This window comes from Streptomyces sp. A5-4 (genome assembly GCF_051131715.1).
Classification (GTDB): Bacteria; Actinomycetota; Actinomycetes; order Streptomycetales; family Streptomycetaceae; genus Streptomyces.
The window spans coordinates 3,731,509-3,747,474 of record NZ_CP178591.1; the positions used below are offsets into that span (position 1 = coordinate 3,731,509).

At 69.3% G+C, this 15,966-nt stretch carries 15 protein-coding genes and 2 pseudogenes; 11 read left to right on the forward strand and 6 right to left on the reverse strand.

Going from position 1 to position 15,966, the window contains the following annotated elements; genetic code table 11:
* The first annotated feature begins 50 nt into the window (after positions 1 to 50).
* The 5 genes from ACLLJJ_RS17090 (at position 51) to ACLLJJ_RS17110 (ending at position 4,736) form a co-directional block, all read left to right on the forward strand.
* The gene (locus tag ACLLJJ_RS17090) at positions 51 to 599 is read left to right on the forward strand and encodes a hypothetical protein (RefSeq protein WP_434592035.1); all 549 of its coding nucleotides are present in this window, start codon (positions 51 to 53) and stop codon (positions 597 to 599) included.
* A gap of 196 nt (positions 600 to 795) precedes the next feature.
* On the forward strand, positions 796 to 1,074 hold the full coding sequence (locus ACLLJJ_RS17095) for a hypothetical protein (protein ID WP_434592038.1): 279 nt from the start codon (positions 796 to 798) through the stop codon (positions 1,072 to 1,074).
* Positions 1,075 to 1,594: 520 nt separating this feature from the next.
* Positions 1,595 to 4,024 (forward strand): helicase-associated domain-containing protein, encoded by a 2,430-nt coding sequence (locus ACLLJJ_RS17100; RefSeq protein ID WP_434592040.1) that lies wholly within the window; start codon positions 1,595 to 1,597, stop codon positions 4,022 to 4,024.
* 77 nt (positions 4,025 to 4,101) lie between these two features.
* Positions 4,102 to 4,317, forward strand: coding sequence for a type II toxin-antitoxin system VapB family antitoxin (locus ACLLJJ_RS17105; protein WP_434592043.1), 216 nt, complete (start codon positions 4,102 to 4,104; stop codon positions 4,315 to 4,317).
* A complete protein-coding gene (locus tag ACLLJJ_RS17110; RefSeq protein WP_434592046.1) occupies positions 4,314 to 4,736 on the forward strand; it encodes a PIN domain nuclease in 423 nt (140 codons plus the stop codon). Before ACLLJJ_RS17105 ends, ACLLJJ_RS17110 begins: the two co-directional genes overlap by 4 nt.
* A 595-nt stretch (positions 4,737 to 5,331) precedes the next feature.
* On the opposite strand, the gene ACLLJJ_RS17115 is transcribed toward ACLLJJ_RS17110, so the two are convergent.
* The 3 genes from ACLLJJ_RS17115 to ACLLJJ_RS17125 form a co-directional block, all read right to left on the reverse strand.
* Positions 5,332 to 5,733: a DNA-binding protein gene (locus tag ACLLJJ_RS17115; protein ID WP_434592049.1), complete on the reverse strand. Its 402-nt coding sequence runs from the start codon at positions 5,731 to 5,733 to the stop codon at positions 5,332 to 5,334.
* On the reverse strand, positions 5,730 to 5,969 hold the full coding sequence (locus ACLLJJ_RS17120) for a hypothetical protein (RefSeq protein WP_434592052.1): 240 nt from the start codon (positions 5,967 to 5,969) through the stop codon (positions 5,730 to 5,732). The genes ACLLJJ_RS17115 and ACLLJJ_RS17120 overlap by 4 nt, the downstream gene beginning before the upstream one ends.
* Before the next feature lie 100 nt (positions 5,970 to 6,069).
* Entirely contained in the window at positions 6,070 to 6,381 is a 312-nt protein-coding gene (locus tag ACLLJJ_RS17125; protein WP_434592055.1) for a hypothetical protein, read from the reverse strand.
* A 191-nt stretch (positions 6,382 to 6,572) separates the two neighbouring features.
* Here ACLLJJ_RS17125 and ACLLJJ_RS17130 point away from each other — a divergent pair, with 191 nt between their 5' ends.
* Both ACLLJJ_RS17130 and ACLLJJ_RS17135 read left to right on the forward strand, forming a co-directional pair.
* On the forward strand, positions 6,573 to 9,461 hold the full coding sequence (locus ACLLJJ_RS17130; protein WP_434592058.1) for a DEAD/DEAH box helicase: 2,889 nt from the start codon (positions 6,573 to 6,575) through the stop codon (positions 9,459 to 9,461).
* The gene (locus ACLLJJ_RS17135; protein ID WP_434592061.1) at positions 9,458 to 10,693 is read left to right on the forward strand and encodes an SWIM zinc finger family protein; all 1,236 of its coding nucleotides are present in this window, start codon (positions 9,458 to 9,460) and stop codon (positions 10,691 to 10,693) included. Before ACLLJJ_RS17130 ends, ACLLJJ_RS17135 begins: the two co-directional genes overlap by 4 nt.
* A gap of 101 nt (positions 10,694 to 10,794) precedes the next feature.
* Here ACLLJJ_RS17135 and ACLLJJ_RS17140 read toward each other — a convergent pair whose 3' ends face one another.
* A complete protein-coding gene (locus tag ACLLJJ_RS17140) occupies positions 10,795 to 11,310 on the reverse strand; it encodes a hypothetical protein (protein ID WP_434592063.1) in 516 nt (171 codons plus the stop codon).
* Positions 11,311 to 11,442: 132 nt separating this feature from the next.
* Positions 11,443 to 12,615: an epoxide hydrolase gene (locus ACLLJJ_RS17145; protein WP_434592066.1), complete on the reverse strand. Its 1,173-nt coding sequence runs from the start codon at positions 12,613 to 12,615 to the stop codon at positions 11,443 to 11,445.
* A 102-nt stretch (positions 12,616 to 12,717) separates the two neighbouring features.
* Between ACLLJJ_RS17145 and ACLLJJ_RS17150 the strand changes: the two genes are divergently transcribed.
* The 4 genes and pseudogenes from ACLLJJ_RS17150 (at position 12,718) to ACLLJJ_RS17165 (ending at position 15,407) form a co-directional block, all read left to right on the forward strand.
* Positions 12,718 to 13,293 carry a CGNR zinc finger domain-containing protein gene (locus ACLLJJ_RS17150; protein ID WP_434592068.1) on the forward strand — a complete coding sequence of 192 codons (576 nt, stop codon included), beginning with the start codon at positions 12,718 to 12,720 and terminating at the stop codon, positions 13,291 to 13,293.
* 184 nt (positions 13,294 to 13,477) lie between these two features.
* Positions 13,478 to 13,692 (forward strand): annotated as a pseudogene (locus ACLLJJ_RS17155) (polysaccharide deacetylase family protein); the annotation flags it as partial.
* Positions 13,693 to 13,770: 78 nt separating this feature from the next.
* Positions 13,771 to 14,609, forward strand: a pseudogene (locus tag ACLLJJ_RS17160) (class I SAM-dependent methyltransferase).
* 153 nt (positions 14,610 to 14,762) lie between these two features.
* On the forward strand, positions 14,763 to 15,407 hold the full coding sequence (locus ACLLJJ_RS17165; protein WP_434592071.1) for an NAD(P)H-dependent oxidoreductase: 645 nt from the start codon (positions 14,763 to 14,765) through the stop codon (positions 15,405 to 15,407).
* Between the two features lie 66 nt (positions 15,408 to 15,473).
* Here the strand turns inward: ACLLJJ_RS17165 and ACLLJJ_RS17170 are convergent, their stop codons facing one another.
* Positions 15,474 to 15,905, reverse strand: coding sequence for a MarR family winged helix-turn-helix transcriptional regulator (locus tag ACLLJJ_RS17170; protein WP_434592074.1), 432 nt, complete (start codon positions 15,903 to 15,905; stop codon positions 15,474 to 15,476).
* Positions 15,906 to 15,966: the final 61 nt, after the last annotated feature.

Sequence of the window (15,966 nt, forward strand, 5' to 3'; positions counted from 1 at the left end):
TCAGCCGTGTTGCGGCGGTGCGTGTGGGGCGCCGTCGGCGAGGAAACACGATGACCAGAAGTCGCGCCCGTAAACAGGAAATCCGATCCCGGATGGCACAGACGGGGCAGCCGTATAGCGAAGTCCGTCGGCAACTGGCAGCAGAGATCATGGCCTACTGCCAGCAGTGCGGCGAAGAGATCGCCCCGGGCGAGGGCGAGATGTCGCTCAGCAGCCGCGAGCACGAGCAGGCACGGGACGATCGCGAGATGTTCGACCGAAAGCGCGAAGAGCGTGCCGCCGCCAAGCCGAACAGCTTTGCGGCGGCTGCTTACCACCCGAGCGATGTTCCGCCCCCTGCTCCGTGGCGGGTGTTTCACTACCGGTGCCGACCGTCGGAGCACTGGGACGGATACGCCTGGGCGACCGGCCGTATGCAGACGTACCGCGAGCTGATGGGCATGATCACGCACTTGGCAGGCAAGGGGTTCTTCGAGCACACCGATCTGCAAACAGTGCTGAGGGAGACGCACTACGCGGAAGTCTGGGGAGTAGACGGGCAGAAGCGTCGCTTCCGGCCGGCTCACCCCTTTGCGGAGACTCTTCCAAAATCAGACTGATGTGTGCTTCCCCTAGGGCACCGGCCTGTCCACCCATGCCCCCGAAGACCGGACGTCCGTCGCTGCCGAGCTGAACAGCCACCCACGCGAGACGCTCAGCGGGAAACCCCAGCTGAGCGTTTCGCTGCGTTCCTGGCCACAGTCAGTTCATCAGACGGCATTCCTTCCACTGGCCATCATGCGGATACTGGCCGCCATGACTTCGCCTTCGCAAGAAGAGATCAGGAACGCCGCACAGGCCATCTCGGACATGCACTTAGCGACAGTCCCTGGCACCCACGCCCGCGCAGCCGAGCACGCCGCTGCCAATCTTTGCTCGGGCGCCGGCCACTCGCTCTTGTACGCCCCGATGAAGCTGCAGCAACTGATCGCCGAGGCCATCGAGATCGGATACGCAACAGCGCTGAAGGACGTACGCGACGGCGCCTTCGACGACGACATCCGAGAGTGGCGGCCAGACCTGTCCGCCGAGTAGGCCCTGGCCAGCAGGGCAGGACGCGGCCGATCTGTGGTCTCAGTTCTGGTCTCATTCGCCTACGTTCAGGGCCGTTCAGATGATCGGATGCGAGGCACTTCATCGCAGGTCAGGACGGTCCTGATCCTCCCCGAACTACCGGACGAAGACTTGGAAAGCGTGTTGGGGGCAACCCCTCACGAGTTCGAATCTCGTATCCTCCGCACCCGCCTGAACAGGCGAAACGAAGAGCCGAGCCGCGATTGTGGCTCGGCTCTTCGGCGTGCGCTGGTTGCAGTTTTGGTTGCGTTTATATCGGCTTATTTAGGGCATTTCGGTGAACGGGTGGCCGGATCTTGTGCTGCCGCTTGGCTCGTCCCGTCGGACATGGACCGCGGCGCCGGGAGGCTGACCGAGATCTCCCCGCGTATCAATCTCAGTGCGGCATCCGCAGATCATGGAACTGCGCCATCCTTGAGCTCTGCGCCGAACCGGCTTCGGCCCGCCCATGATATTCCCGGCCTGTCGAGGTGTCCCCCGTATGAAGTCCCGATCGTCGCTTGTGACATGGCTGTGCGAACTCGACGGTTCCCGCCTGGCACGCGTGCTCTCCATGCGCGGGGACGCTGCCTCCTCACCGGAACCACGCTCGGTGGGGGAACTGGCAGACCGTCTCCAACGCCCGGGGTCCGTGGCACTTGCCCTGCCACGACTCACACTGCCGTGCCTGCAGGCTGCCGAGGCGCTGGCAGCCCTGGGAGCCCGGGCGACCCGGGACAGCCTCGCGGAGCTGCTCGGCGCGACGACCGCAGCGGCGGTACATGCGCTGGACACGACCCTGGAGGCATTGTCCGATTACGCGCTCGTCTGGCCCGACAGCAACGGGACGCTCCGCACGCCCGCGCCATTGCGGCAGGCATGGGATGCTCCGCTGGGACTCGACGCCCCGCTGGAAGAGCTGCTGGCGGGCACGACCTCGGAGGAACTGCGCGGCATGCTGGCGGCCCTGGGCATCAAGCCGCCCGGATCCAAGCAGCAGCGACTCGCGGTCCTGGTGGACCACCACAGTGACCCGGAACGGGTGACCGCGGTGGTGGCGCAAGCGCCTACGGCCACACGCAAGTTGCTCGAACAGAGCGCGCGGTCCATGCAGGGTCGGTCACTGTTCGTCGTGTTCGGTGCTCCTGGCCGCGACCTCCAGCCAGGCGCCCGATGGGCACTTGACCGCGGGCTTCTGCTCCAGGACCGTCACCAGTACGGGCCCGCCCGCATGCCGGTCGAGACGGCCTTGGCCTTGCGTGGCCCCTGCTGGCACGCTCCGTTCGAACCTCTGCCGCCGGTCGCACAGTTGGTGCCCGTCACCTCCGCGGAGGTGGAGCGGGAGACCGCGGTGGCCGCCACCGCGTTCGCAGCCCATACCGCCTCGATCCTGTCGACCTGCGCGACGGCTCCGCCGGCCCGGCTGAAGTCGGGCGGCATCGGCGCACGTGAACTGGCTCGGATCGGAAAGGCCGCCCAGGCCGACGACGCCGTCGTACGCATCACCCTGGAGACCGCGTACGTCGCCGGGATGCTGGCCCGCGACGGCGATCACGTCTCTCCCACCGAGGCATACGACGCCTGGGCTGAACAGGAGCCCGCGGAACGATTCGCCGTACTGCTTCAGGCATGGCGGAACCTGCCGCTCACCCCCACCCGGGCCCGCGACGAAGACAACAAGGCGCTCCCCGCACTCGCGGGTGCGCCTCCTTGCGGCGGCTGTCTGCAGGCTCGCCACGGACTGCTCGCCGCGGCGGCGGAGCTCCCGGCAGGGCAAGGCATGGGGGTTGCCTCGGATCTGGGGCCGCTCGTGGCCTGGCACCGTCCGCTGGCCGACGATGCCTCGCCCGAGGACACGACCCCGTTCGGCGCCGTGATCAGAGAGGCCGAACTGCTCGGCGTGCTGGCTCGCGGCGTGCTGTCTCCCCTCGGAGCCCACCTGTTGGCCGATGCCGAGGAAGAGCTGAGCGCCACGGCCCGACGGCTCCTTCCCCCGGCCACCACGAGGGCCCGGATCGGCGCCGACCTCACGGCCGTCGTCACCGGCACTCCGTCCGCGCGGCTCGCCACACTCCTGGACTCCGTCGCCGACCGGGAGATCAGCGGCACGGCGTCGGTGTGGCGGTTCAGCACCGCCAGCGTCCGCCGGGCCCTGGACGTCGGCCGCACCCCGGACGACATCAGCGCCGACCTGACAGCCTGCGCCGCCACGGCCTTGCCACAGCCTCTGGCCTATCTCATCGCCGACACCGCGCGCGGCCACGGACGGGTACGCGTCGCCCCCGCCGCCTGCGTCATCCACGGCGACGAGCCCGCGCTCCTGGCCGAACTCGCCGCCCACCGCAAACTCTCCAAGCTCGGCCTGCGGCAACTCGCCCCGACCGTCCTGGTCAGCCGCAGCCCACTCGGCAAGACCCTCACCGCACTCCGCGCCGAGGGCTACGCCCCGGTCGCCGAGACCCCCGATGGAACCGTACTCATCGAGAAGACTCTGCCGCAGAGGGCCGCCGCTCCCGTCCCGCCCGCACAAAGGAACGGTGGGCGGCGCGGCACCCGAACCACAGCCATCCCCCTCTCGCGAGTACCCACCGCCGCCGGGATGGACGTCCTGGCCGCCCGGCTCCTGAAGAGCCCACCGACCGCACCCGAACCCGACCCGTTCGGCAGCGGGATCCCTTTCGGAACGGACACCGAGGAGATCGTTGCCGGATACGCGAAGCATCTGTCCTACAGCGACGTCCGCCAGCTCGCCCACGCCATCGATGCCGGTGCAGCCATCACGGTCGAGTACGTTGCCACCTCGGGCAGCCGCACCGTGCGCACCCTCAGCGGCGTGGCTCTCGATCCGCCCTACCTCGACGCCTGGTGCCACCTGCGCGAAGCCGAACGCGTCTTCACCCTCTCCCGGATCCACGGCGTTATGCCCGCGTAGGGCCCTCGCAGCCGACCGCGACCCGATGCACCTCTGGAGATATACTTGGACCCATACCTGATATCAGGGAGGCGCAGATGACTCGGACCGTTATCGATCTGGACGACGAGCTGGTCGCCGATGTGGCGAAAGCCCTCGGGACGAGCACCAAAAAGGAGACGGTCAACACCGCCCTTCGCGAGGTGCTGGAAAGCCGACGCCGCGCCCTGGCTCTCGCCCGCCTGCGGGCCGCGGCCGGTGAAGGCGCATTCGATCTGGAGTTGTTCGAAAACAAGGGGAACTACCGGCTGTGAACGCGGCGCAGTTCCTGATCGACACCAGCGCGCTCGCACGCTTCTTGCGCGCGGACGCGGAGCAGTACGGCTGGGACCAGGCGGCAGCCGCCGGACTCATCGCCACCTGCCCCATCACAGAGCTGGAGTTCTTCTACAGTGCCCGGTCGGCTGCCGACCGGGCACTAGGTTTCGAGGAGATGCGACTGATCTTCGGTTGGGTTCCCGTCGACGACCGCGCCTACGACCGCGCCTGCCAAGTCCAGGAAGCCCTCACCAAGCAGGGGAGGCACCGCAGTGCGGGGGCGGTCGACCTCGTCGTCGCCGCGACGGCCGAGTTGCAAGGGCTCACCCTGCTCCATCGCGATCACGACTTCGAGTGCATCGCCGCAGTAACCGGGCAACCTCTCCAGTGGTACGGCCCGGAGCGCGGCAAGTAGGTCGGCCGTGGTTGCGGTTCTGGTTGCGTTCACCGCCGTACAGCACCGCCCAGAAGCGCCGCCCGACCTGGCTGCACCGCAGGTCAGAACATTCCCGTACGACCCAGAACCCCCAGACGAAGACTTGGAAAGCGTGTGGAGGGCAACCCCTCACGAGTTCGAATCTCGTATCCTCCGCACCCGCCTGACCAGGCGAAACGAAGAGCCGAGCCGCGATTGTGGCTCGACTCTTCGGCGTGCGCTGGTTGCAGTTTTGGTTGCGTTTATAGCCGACGTTTGGGACATATCTTCAAGCGGGAAGGGCGCACGCCCCATGGGGCGACTGACGCGGACTGCGCGGCGGAGTCACGGCATCTGACGGGATACGTCACCGCGATTGCCGACCGCCAGGCCCCATAGATGAGTTGGCCGTCCCCTCAACGGCGTCGACGACGCGGTGGTCGCCGCCCTGAGCCGCCAGCAGGCGTTGCGCCCCTGAGGAGCTTTGGCATCGAACGCAGTCATGCCCCCGCATCGGCCAAGCATCGTTCACCCATCTCGGGCCGGCCCGCGGCGATTCTGCGGATCCGCCTACGGTGACGGGACGATGCCGCGGTCAGAGCCCGATCACCCGGACCTTGCCGCCGCACAGCCGGGTCATGTCATCGACGTCCGATGTGAGGATGGCGACCGGGCCGGGCTGGCGCAGGGCCGCTTCCGCGACTGTCGCGTCGATCGCGTACTTGTGCCCGTGCAGACCAGTGGGCTTGAGTGGCTGTGCCGCCGCCTTGGCCGCCGCCTCCGTGACCGGCTCCACCTTGGCCCGGGACAGCGCCCATGGCATCCGGGGCAGGTTCACCCGGGAGTGGCCCACCTCCACGATGGTGTTGGCACTGACGACGAGGTCTGCGCCCATGTCGTGGAACACCTGGAACATCGCCAGAATCTTCCGGTCCTGGGCCGTCCAGCTCGACAGCCCCTCGCTGTCGAGGACAACGGTCCCGATGTGCCCGCTCACACGGCGCCCGCGGCCTGCGTCGCGCCGAAGATCCGCGCTCGGGCCTCGGCCAGCTCCTCCTCGCTGAAGGCCCCGTGCTCGTCCGTGTGGCTGCGCAGGTCGGACCCGAGCAGCTGGTGCCGGATCTGCCGGGCCACCGCTTCGGCCACGTAACCGGAGACGTTGTCCGTGAGCTTCTTCAGCTCCGCCACCCGCTCGGCGGGGAGCGTCACCGTGATGCGAGTGGTATCAGCCATAGGCGCAAGCATGCTCCAGTATGCGCACCGCGTACCTGCTCGCCTCTGCGGTCGATCCTCGTCGGCCCGATCCGTCAACTCGACGCCGTCCCAGATGACTTCAGCGGGCCCAGTGGCGGTACGCCTCGATCCAGCGCGACCCTTCTGGGGCGGGCTCGGGCAGCGGCAGGTCCAGAATCCCGATGTTCTGTCGGACCGACCCCCGGGTACAGCAGGCGATCACGTGCCCGCCCTCGGCCAGATCGACACCGATCACGTTCACCTCGACGCCGAGAACAGTCGTGGTGAACGGTAGGGCGAGGTTCTCTTCGATCATCGCGAAGAGGCCGCTGAGCTGCTCCTCCTCACCGTAGGCGTCGACGGTGGCCTCTTCGATCAACGTCTCCAGCGCGGCTGGGTCCAAGGCGCTCATGGCCTCACCGTAGCGCTGCGCCGCAGGGGCGACAGCCCTTGTGTTCAAAGGCTACGTATCCGCTGCGAACAGGGCTCGTTTCCGGCGGTGAAGGCAAGGCCCGAACTTGCCAGTGGGTGACCGTGCCTGGTGTGGTTCGGTGGTGATCGGGGCACGGGCCTGGGCCCCGGCGGGCGACAGGGCGGGCGAGAGTGACACGAGTCGTGGTACGAGAACCGGGTACGGGCGCGAGGAGCGCGCCGCCGCCGGCCGCGCCAGACGCGTCCGTTTTCGCGAGGCGGCTGCTCGACGGCGGCTGGGCGGCGGTGTTCCTGCCCGGCGAGCCCGCCCGCCTCGGGCGGCTGCTGCTGTGGAAGCCCGCCGGGGCGGCCTCCGAGGACGGCCTGGCGCCCGCGGGCGTCGAGACCGAGGCGGTGGAGTTGGTCCTGCCGCACGGCCGCTCGGCCAGGCGGCGCAGGGTCGAGGGTTACGCGCTGCCGATCGCCCTCGCTGTCTCCGCCCTGGTCGAAGCAGGGCCGACGCATCCCTCTTCCGCCGCCTGGCAAGCCGCCGCCCGCTTCGCGCTGCGCCTGCTTGCCGATGGCCGTCTCCACCCCACTCTCACCCCGGCCGGCTACGACAGCTGGCGGGCGGGCCCGTTCACCGCCGCCCAGCGTCAGGCGCTGGACGCCCTCGCCACCGCCTTCCCACCGCACGCCCATTGCCTGCCGGAGCCCGGCCCGGCTCCGGTGCGGATCGCCGAACCGGCCGCGCTGGTACGCCAGTTCTGTGACGCGGTCGCGGACGACCTGGTCCGCACTCCGGCCGCTCCGCTCGCCATGGGGGCGCTGCCGTATGCCTGGCGCGAGACGCGTGCCGTACCCGCCCTGCGCGAGTGGGCCGAGGAAACCGAGGCGGCGCTCACCGCCGAGGTCAGTGTCTCGCTGCGCGTCGACGTACCCGAGGGGCGGCGCCGGCAGTTCCGGGCCGTCCTGCAACTGCACACCGCGGCGGATCCGGCGCTCGTCGTCGAGACCGCACGGCTGTGGAGCGAGCCCGGCGAGGTGGAGCGGCTGCTCGGCCCGCGCGCCGAGACCGAGACCCTGCTCGCGCTACGCCGCGGCGCCCGCGTCTGGCCCCCGCTTCAGCGGCTCCTCAAGGACGCCGCTCCCGAACAGCTCCGGCTGACCGACGACGAAGCCTTCGAGCTGCTGGGGGGCGCCACCGACGCGCTGCGCGCTGCCGGTATCGACGTGCACTGGCCGCGCGAACTGGTCAAGGCACTCACCGCGACCGCGGAGATCGGGCAGCGCACCGCCCCCGGTTCCAGCGCGGGCGGTCTGCTCGACGCCGACGCCCTCCTCGACTTCCGCTGGCAGGTCTCGCTCGGCGGCGAGCCGCTCACCGAGGCCGAGATGAACGCCCTGGCTGAGGCCCGGCGCCCTCTGGTCCGGCTGCGCGACCAGTGGGTGGTCGCCGACCCGAAGCTGGTGGCCCGCGCCAGGCGCCGCCGGATGGAACCGCTCACGCCCATGGAGGCGTTGAGCGCCGCGCTGACCGGCGAGGTGGAGCGGGCCGGGGACACCTTCGCCTGCGAAGCGGTCGGTACGCTCGGCGACCTCGTCGCCCGTATCCGTGACCCCGAGTCCCGCACTCCCGCTGCCCAGCCCGCCGCTCTCAAGGCCACGTTGCGCGAGTACCAGAAGCGGGGCCTTGCCTGGCTGGCCGAGATGTGCGAACTCGGCCTCGGCGGCTGCCTCGCCGACGACATGGGCCTGGGCAAGACCATCACCCTGCTCGCCCTGCATCTGCACCGCCAGAGCGACCCCGCCATCGCGGGCCCCACCCTCGTCGTCTGTCCCGCCTCGCTGCTCGGCAACTGGGAGCGCGAGGCCGCCAGATTCGCGCCGGCCACCCCCGTGCGCCGTTACCACGGCGGTGACCGCCACCTCAAGGACCTGGCCGACGACGAGATCGTCCTGGTCACCTACGGCGTGCTGCGCCGAGACCGCGAAGTCCTCGCCGAGGCCGCCTGGTCGCTCGTGGCCGCCGACGAGGCCCAGCACGTCAAGAACCCCTACGCCGTCACCGCCCGAGAACTGCGCGCCCTGCCCGCCCGCGCCCGCGTCGCCCTCACCGGCACCCCCGTGGAGAACAACCTCTCCGAGCTGTGGGCGCTCCTCGACTGGACCACCCCCGGACTCCTCGGCACACTCACCGCCTTCCGTGACCGGTACGCCCGTGCCATCGAGTCGGGCGAGGACCCCGAGGCCGCCGAGCGCCTGTCCCGTCTCGTACGTCCCTTCCTGCTGCGCCGCAAGAAGTCCGACCCGGGCATCGCCCCCGAACTGCCGCCCAAGACCGAGACCGACCGCGTCGTCTCGCTGACGGCCGAGCAGACCAGCCTGTACGAGGCGGTGGTCCGCGAGACCATGGCCAGGATCAAGGAGTCCGAGGGCATCGCCCGGCGCGGCCTCGTACTGAAGCTGCTCACCGCACTGAAGCAGATCTGCAACCACCCCGCCCAGTATTTGAAAGAGCACAGCCTGCGCCAGGCCACACCCCTGCGGGGTCGGTCCGGCAAGCTCGACCTGCTCGACGAACTTCTCGACACCATCACCGCCGAGGGCGAATCCGTGCTGGTCTTCACCCAGTACAAACAGATGGCGTCCCTCCTGGAAAAGCATCTCGCCGAACGCGGCATCCCCACCCTCTTCCTGCACGGCGCCACCCCCGTCGCGCGACGGGAGGACATGGTGGACCGCTTCCAGAACGGTGAAGTGCCGGTGTTCCTGCTGTCGTTGAAGGCGGCGGGCACCGGACTCAACCTCACCCGCGCCACCCACGTCGTGCACTACGACCGCTGGTGGAACCCGGCCGTCGAGGACCAGGCCACCGACCGCGCCTACCGCATCGGCCAGGAGCAGCCCGTCCAAGTACACAAGCTGATCGCGGAGGGAACCGTGGAGGACAAGGTGGCGCGGCTGCTCGCAGCAAAGCGCGCGCTCGCCGAATCCGTCGTCGGCTCCGGCGAGGCCGCACTGACTGAACTGTCCGACGCCGATCTCGTCGAACTCGTCGCCCTGGGAAGGCAGTCATGAGCTCCTCCCTGCCCGGCCCGCGCCGCGCACCCGCCCTCGGCAAGCGCGCCTTCGCCACGACCTGGTGGGGCCAGGCATGGGTGACCGCCCTGGAGGACTCCACCCTGGACGCGGGGCGCCTGGCGCGCGGACGCACCTACGCCCGCAAAGGCATGGTCGGCCCCATCACCGTCGCCCCGGGCCAGGTCAAGGCCGCCGTCCAGGGCAGCCGCCCGCGCCCGTACCGCTCCTCGGTCCACCTGCCTGTCCTCACCACCCCACAGTGGGGCACCCTGCTCGACACCATCGCGGCCCGCGCCGGGCATCTCGCGGCTCTACTCGACGACGAGATGCCCGCCGAACTCGTCGACGACGCCCGGCAAGCAGACATCCCCCTGCTCCCACAGCCCACCGAACTCGATCCCGAGTGCTCCTGCCCCGACTGGGGATACCCCTGCAAGCACGCCGCCGCGCTCTGCTACGCCATCGCCACCACCATCGACACCGACCCGTTCGTGCTCTTCGCGCTGCGCGGCCGCGGCCGCGAAGAGGTCTTCGCCCAATTGCGCGCTCGCCGCACGGCAGCACAGGAGACCACCGCCCCACCGGCACCGGCGGGCATCCCGGCCACCGCCGCGTACGCCCACTGGGCCGAGCACACTCCCCGCCTGCCCGAACTCCCGGAACCGGCCGCCCACGCCGCCGCGCTCCCCGTCGCCCCACCCCCCGGAGCCGGCCTGACCACCGCGGACCTGGAGCACCTCATGACCGACGCCGCGGCGCGAGCCGCGCAGATCCTCACGGGCGACACCACCAGCCTGCACCTGACCCAGCACCAGGACGCGGTCCGCATCGCCGCGAGCACCCCCGGACCCGAGTGGTTCCACCACCTGATCCAGAACACCGGCACCAAACCGACCGCGTTCGCCCGCCTCACCCGCGCCTGGCGCCACGGCGGCCCCACCGGCCTAACCGTCGCCGAACAGCCCCACACCCCCGACCCGGCGGTGATGACAGCCGCCCGTACCGCCCTGACCGCGGCCCTCACCGAGATGACCGACTCCCCCGTGCACCTCAGAGCGTGGCGCAACCGCCTCACCCTCACCGACCACGGCATCCAGCTGCGCCTGGGCCCCGACGCCCGCTGGTACCCCTGCCTCCAGGACGAAGGAGGCGAATGGTGGCCCGCGGCACCGGCCGACGCCGACCCGGTCGCGGCTCTCACCGCGGCCTGGTCGCAGAACGGGGAGTGAGGAGACGGTCCCCCGCTGACCGGCAACCACGGCGTTCCGTTCCGTCCGTCGCGGTGACCGTCCTGCGGCGGGAGGCGACGCGATCGCGACGGCGGTGGTCTTCAGTCCGGTGGCCGGGAAATCAGCCGTCGGCCGACGCGGGCCGTGCCATCGGGCCAGACCACGTCCACGGGAAGGCCGGCCTCCCGCGCCTCCACAACCACGTCGGCCGTGCCGCCCCCCTTACCGCCTGGGGGTTCTCCGTTCCATACGGCCACGAGCCGGTCGGCCCGCTCCAGGAGTACGGCGTTGGCGGCCTCGTACGCCGGCCGGTTCGCCGTCTCGTGGTCCATGACGAGGAGCTCGTCGGCCGCCTCGACGAGCCGGTCGAAGAGGGGTTCGTGATCGGGTTTGACCTTGCTCCGGCGGTAGTCCTGGGAGGGGATGACGACTACCAGGCGTCCGCCGGCGGCGAGGACCGCTTCGGCGAACAGCGAGTCGGCGCCCCTGGCGATACAGGAGACGCCGACGAGATCGCCCGCGTCGTACTGCTTCAGTAGCTTGGTCAAGGCGGCTCGGACCAGCAGGACACTGCCCTCGGTCAGGTCCGTGTGCCCGGTTACCGCGATGGTCGTCATGGTCTCTTCTCTCCAGGACTTCGGCATCAGTTCGACGGCAGGTCGCGGATACTGTCGCGGGCCTCCCGGACCGGCTTGGAGAATGCCTTGAGCCGGATCGGGCGGTGATCGAGTGACGGCGCCCAGCCGCGTTCACCGATGGGCGGCCAGCACTGCCGCGAGGCCCTCTTGTAGATCTTTGACGAAATACTCGGGAACCTCCAGCGACGGGAAATGCCCCCCGGTTTCGGGCGACCTCCATCGGACGATCCGTCGGTACCGCTCCTGGGCCCAGCCGCGCGGACACTTCTCGATGTCGCGGGGATACACGCTGATTGCTGACGGTACGTCGACCCGAAGTTCGGGGTCGAGTGAGTTGTGGCTTTCGTAGTAAATGCGGGCTGCCGATGCGCCGGTCCGCGTCAGCCAATAAAGGGTGACGTCGTCAAGAACTCTGTCCATCGAAATCGTCTCGAATGGGCTGTCCTCGGTGTCCGACCACTCGGCGAACTTGTCGAGGATCCAGGCAAGAAGCCCGACCGGTGAGTCGACGAGCGAGTAGCCGATGGTCTGCGGCCGGGTCGCCTGCTGCTTCGCGTACGCCGCGTGTCGGCTCCAGAAATCGCGGGTTTCCTCGGTCCATTCGCGCTCCGCAGCCGTCAGCCCGTCCGTTGTCAATCCGGGTGGTGCCTGCGCGGTCGTTGTGTGGATGCCGAGAACGTGCGCCGGGAACCTGCCGCCGAGGACCGTGGTGATCACACCTCCCCAGTCGCCCCCGTGAGCCACGAACTTGCTGTAGCCGAGCCTTCCCATCAGTTCCACCCAGGCGGCCGCGATCTTTTCGATTCCCCACCCGGTGGTGGCCGGCTTGTCGCTGTACCCGAATCCTGGCAACGACGGGACCACGACGTGGAACGCCGGCGCGTCCGCGTCTTTCGGATCTGCCAGCTCGTCCACAACATCGATGAACTCAGCAATGCTGCCCGGCCAGCCGTGCGTCAAGATCAGCGGAGTGGCATCCGCGCGCGCGGATCGGCGGTGCAGGAAGTGGATTCCCAGATCATCAATGGTCGTGCGGAACTGGCCGATCCGGTTGAGGCGCGCTTCGAATGACCGCCAGTTGTACTCGGTGCGCCAATAGTTCACGACATCGACAAGGTCGGCGAGCGGAACGCCCTGTTCCCATCGGCGAGGGCCGCGCGCGGCGCGATGGACCGTCTCAGCTTCCGGCAGCCGCGCCGCGGCCAATCGCGCGCGCAGATCGTCGAGGTCGGCGTCAGTTGCGTGGGCTTCGAATGCTTGTACGTCGCTGGTTGGACGGGGCATGAGACCTCCTGGCCGTCGCGGAACCGGCCAAGACCACCTCGAACCGGCTAAGGCGGTTCTAACATGCCTCCGTGCCGACGGGCAACCGGCTAAGGTGGTTCCATGCGTGCTGATTTCCCGGACTTCCGCCTCGGTAGCGTGCTGGCGACCAGCTTCACGGGGACTCTGTCGGAACGTCATGGCAACGCTGTGGAGCGCATTCCCACGCCCTGCCGACTCGTCGACTGGCTGGCAGTGAACGGCCTCGCCGTGGACTCCTGCACCGCTGCCCAGCTCGACCTGGCTCGGGAACTGAGGGAGTCGATTCACGCCGCCGCGACAGCGGTCGCGATCCAGGACGCTCTCCCCGCGTCTGCTGTCCAAGTCATCAATGACTGCAGCGCTCAGGGCCGGGCCGCAGCGATCCTGACGCCCGAGGGCGATCGGCGATGGCGACTCGGCTCGACTTCCTGCGTGGAAGACGCCCTCAGCGTGGTCGCCGCCGACGCGGTCAGCATCATCGCGGGCGAACGAGACGGAAAATTGGCCTTGTGCGCATCACCAAGCTGCCAAGCCGCCTTCTTCGACACCAGCCAAAGTCGCTCCCGCAAATGGTGCGACATGAACACGTGTGGGAATCGCCAGAAGAAGGCGCGCTTCACTGCCAACCAGCGCAAAAAGCCCAGCTCAGCGGAGTGATCGCTGCCCTCGGTGCATCCACGTCCGACGCAAGCGGCCTGCCTCATCCCCAAGGGCCGGGACTTGGCCGACGCCCTCGATGAACCGCCCGCCGCCTTGGCCGACGCCGGGCCGAAGGCGGCTCGCCGTCTGAAGCAGATCGAGCAGGCCGGCAGCCCTGCCGTACGAGGCTGCTCCGTGTCCGAAGGACTTCTTCACGACCGACTCGGACCTCATCACCCGGCGCGTCCTCGATGCCTCCGAACGCGACGGCATCATCCTGCTCCACGACATCTACGACGGACCGTGCCGGCCGTCCCGGGGATCATCAGCGCGCTCAACGCACGGGGCTACACCTTCGTCACCGTCCCCCAGCTCCTGACGCCGGCGACGGCGTGGCCGGGCGCGGTCTGCCAACCCTGGGGCGCCAAGCGTCAGTTGCCGCCCGTCAGTTGCCGCACGCCCTTGCCCGACCCTCTCGCCACTCGAAGGAAGCCCATGCCGAAGAAGACGGCCACGTCACTTTCCGCCAATCGCTCCGCCCTCTCCCACCGCGCCGGTTACGCCCTGCGCAACCCCGCCCGGGTCGCCCCCCATCTGCGGCGCTCGGCCCGTGACAGGTGGCTGAGCCTCAAGCACCCGGACCATGTCGCCTATTGCCGGGCCGTGATGACGTCGGACACGGCCCGTAATCCCGAGGCGGCCGTGGGCAGCAAGAGCCCTGACCGATGGCTGGTTCTCGGGCAGATGCGGTTCGACTACCTGACGGAGCACGGCCTCCGGAGCGAGCACCGCATGCTGGACATCGGCTGCGGCAACCTGCGTGCGGGGCGGTACTTCATCGAGTACCTGGCCCCCGGCCACTCTTACGGGATCGACATCTCGCCGGACATTCTGGTGTCGGCCAAGGAGACGGTGACCAGGTCCGCGCTCCAGGATCGGCTTCCGTATCTGACGATCACGCGGGACCTCACCCTCGACTTCCTGCCCGACGGGCATTTCGACGTGGTGCACGCGCACAGCGTGTTCTCGCACTCGCCCATCGAGATCATCGACGAGTGCCGGGCGCGCGTGGGGCGGGTGCCGGGCGCGCGTGGGGCGGGTGCCGGGCGCGCGTGGGGCGGGTGCCGGCTCCCGGCGGCTGTTGCGACTTCACCTTCGACCGGACCGAGGGCGTGGAACACCAGGTCCTGCGCGAGGACTTCTACTACCGTACGGAAACGCTGATCCGGCTGGCCGAACAGCGCGGCCTCGCCGCACGCTTCATGGAGGACTGGGAGACACGCCCACACGGCCAGTCCAAGATCCGCGTCACCGCACGCGGCCGACACGCCTGACCGCACATCCGGTCACCCACCCGATCACTCACCGGTCGCGCACCCGATCAAGCCGACTCCGTACGAGCCGGACCCCGGCCCCGCCGACAATGATGATCAGTCGGGGACAGCCGCGACAGCCGGGAACAGGCAGACAGCCGGGAAGAGTGAACCATGGTGCGTATCGCGGTCTATCTCGCTCATCCGCGTCCAGGCAGCTTCAACCACGCTCTCTTCGACGCCGTGGTCGGGGAGTTGCGCGGGCGCGGGGCGAGCGTCTTCGCCCATGACCTCTGCGCTGAAGGCTTCGACCCGGTGCTGTCCGCCGACGAGACGGACACGGTCCTCCCGGCCCTCCTTCCGCCGGACTCGCAGGTGGCCCGGCATCGGGCGGAGGTGGCGGCGCTCGACGCCATGGTGTTCGTCCACCCCAACTGGTGGGGCATGCCGCCCGCCGTACTCACCGGGTGGATGCAGCGCGTGCTCGTCCCCGGCGTCGCCTACAAGCTGGGAACGGCCGCCGGGAAGCCCACCGGGCTGCTGAAGGCCGGGCGGGCCCTGGTGCTCAACACGTCCGACACCCCCGGCGACCGCGAGGGGAGCGAGTTCGGCGACCCGCTCCAGCGGATCTGGGCCGCCTGCGTCCTGCCGTACACCGGGGTCGAGGACATTCGCCGGGTCGTCTTCCGTACCGTCACCGACTCCACCGACGCGGAGCGTGCGGCCTGGCTGGACCGGGCGCGCGAACAGGCCGCGGCGCTCATGGCCCCTGACGGCGGCGCCAACAGCCCGCGTGATCAGTCGGTGCGAACGGCCTGAGTGATCAGGCCGTCCACGAACAGGCGACGTGACCGGCGGGGGACCGCGCCCCTGAGGCCGGCCTGATCAGCGGGGGACCACGGCCCGCTTCAGCAGGTCGTGCAGCGTGGACCGCTCCTGCTGGGTCAGGCCCGCCAGCGGGGAGTCCTGCACCAGGAGGCCGATCAGACGCTCCCGCAGCGCGACGCCTTCGGGGGTGAGGACCAGCTGCTTGGCGCGGCGGTCCGTGGGGTGCGGGCGGCGCTCGATCAGGCTGAGCCTTTCGAGCTTGTCGACGACGAAGGTGGCGTTGGAGGGCTCGCAGCTCATGCGCTCGGCGAGGTCCCGCATCGTCATCGGACCCGTCATCTCGCGCAGGGCCGTCGCCTGGGGGGCCGTGAGTTCAAGCTTCGTGGCGCGCTCGCGCACATGGTCCCCGATCTGCCGCGCCAGCCCGTTCACCAGCCCACAGAGCTCCCGCTCGGCTACGGCTTCGGGGGTGGGCTGCGGCTCGGTCATGGGCCGAGTCTAGCAAATCCATCAAGCACGAATATTACGAGCTTGAATCATTCAAGCTAGA

What these genes read in the sequence shown, in the direction of transcription:
- ACLLJJ_RS17140 (WP_434592063.1), bottom strand. Translation starts at nt 11,310, where the DNA reads ATGACGACCATCGCGGTAACCGGGCACACGGACCTGACCGAGGGCAGT.
- ACLLJJ_RS17090 (WP_434592035.1), top strand. Translation starts at nt 51, where the DNA reads ATGACCAGAAGTCGCGCCCGTAAACAGGAAATCCGATCCCGGATGGCA.
- ACLLJJ_RS17135 (WP_434592061.1), top strand. Translation starts at nt 9,458, where the DNA reads ATGAGCTCCTCCCTGCCCGGCCCGCGCCGCGCACCCGCCCTCGGCAAG.
- ACLLJJ_RS17165 (WP_434592071.1), top strand. Translation starts at nt 14,763, where the DNA reads ATGGTGCGTATCGCGGTCTATCTCGCTCATCCGCGTCCAGGCAGCTTC.
- ACLLJJ_RS17095 (WP_434592038.1), top strand. Translation starts at nt 796, where the DNA reads ATGACTTCGCCTTCGCAAGAAGAGATCAGGAACGCCGCACAGGCCATC.
- ACLLJJ_RS17145 (WP_434592066.1), bottom strand. Translation starts at nt 12,615, where the DNA reads ATGCCCCGTCCAACCAGCGACGTACAAGCATTCGAAGCCCACGCAACT.
- ACLLJJ_RS17170 (WP_434592074.1), bottom strand. Translation starts at nt 15,905, where the DNA reads ATGACCGAGCCGCAGCCCACCCCCGAAGCCGTAGCCGAGCGGGAGCTC.
- ACLLJJ_RS17150 (WP_434592068.1), top strand. Translation starts at nt 12,718, where the DNA reads ATGCGTGCTGATTTCCCGGACTTCCGCCTCGGTAGCGTGCTGGCGACC.
- ACLLJJ_RS17100 (WP_434592040.1), top strand. Translation starts at nt 1,595, where the DNA reads ATGAAGTCCCGATCGTCGCTTGTGACATGGCTGTGCGAACTCGACGGT.
- ACLLJJ_RS17125 (WP_434592055.1), bottom strand. Translation starts at nt 6,381, where the DNA reads ATGAGCGCCTTGGACCCAGCCGCGCTGGAGACGTTGATCGAAGAGGCC.
- ACLLJJ_RS17105 (WP_434592043.1), top strand. Translation starts at nt 4,102, where the DNA reads ATGACTCGGACCGTTATCGATCTGGACGACGAGCTGGTCGCCGATGTG.
- ACLLJJ_RS17120 (WP_434592052.1), bottom strand. Translation starts at nt 5,969, where the DNA reads ATGGCTGATACCACTCGCATCACGGTGACGCTCCCCGCCGAGCGGGTG.